Source organism: Treponema endosymbiont of Eucomonympha sp. (genome assembly GCF_001028545.1).
Genome location: NZ_BBPW01000615.1, coordinates 1 through 459, shown reverse-complemented (window position 1 = coordinate 459; position 459 = coordinate 1). Strand labels below are relative to the sequence as shown.

Sequence of the window (459 nt, the reverse complement as noted above, 5' to 3'; positions counted from 1 at the left end):
GCATTGGAGCGGAGACGGCGCAGGTAAAGGCACTCGTAGCGCAATGCGCCGTGCCGCTTGCTACGGACCGGACGAAGCACTCGATATAGCTGAATGCCGCGCTTTTTGCAAAGCGCAGGATATTGCCTACCACGCGGTTCTGTGCGGCGTCTATCGAATGCACATACAGTGGACTATTGGAACTGACACCGAGTCCTCTCCGTTGTCCGACGGTGTAATGCTCAATTCCTCAATGTTGCCCCAATACGTTGCCGTCAAGGTCTGCAATGTCGCCCGGTATCGACGCTTTATCCTGAAAAAGCGAGTCGAAATACCCGTCAGAAACAAAATCCTGACAGACGCTTTGTCCGCACGGAACCGCTTCCGCTTCCAAGCACTCCGTACGGAGAGACGCTTGGCTACAGTCCGCGATAGTGCCCGCCTGCCGGTATCCCGTACTCGTCAACTGCCAAGTGCAAT

General features: G+C 55.6%; 1 protein-coding gene and 1 pseudogene. Both read right to left on the bottom strand.

Annotation, left to right across the window (positions count from 1 at the left end; translation table 11 throughout):
• On the bottom strand, positions 1 to 226 hold a 226-nt coding region (locus tag AWU74_RS13245), incomplete at its 3' end, for a tRNA methyl transferase PRC-barrel domain-containing protein (protein WP_306701118.1).
• Positions 227 to 229: 3 nt separating this feature from the next.
• Positions 230 to 459, bottom strand: a pseudogene (locus tag AWU74_RS13240) (hypothetical protein); the annotation flags it as partial.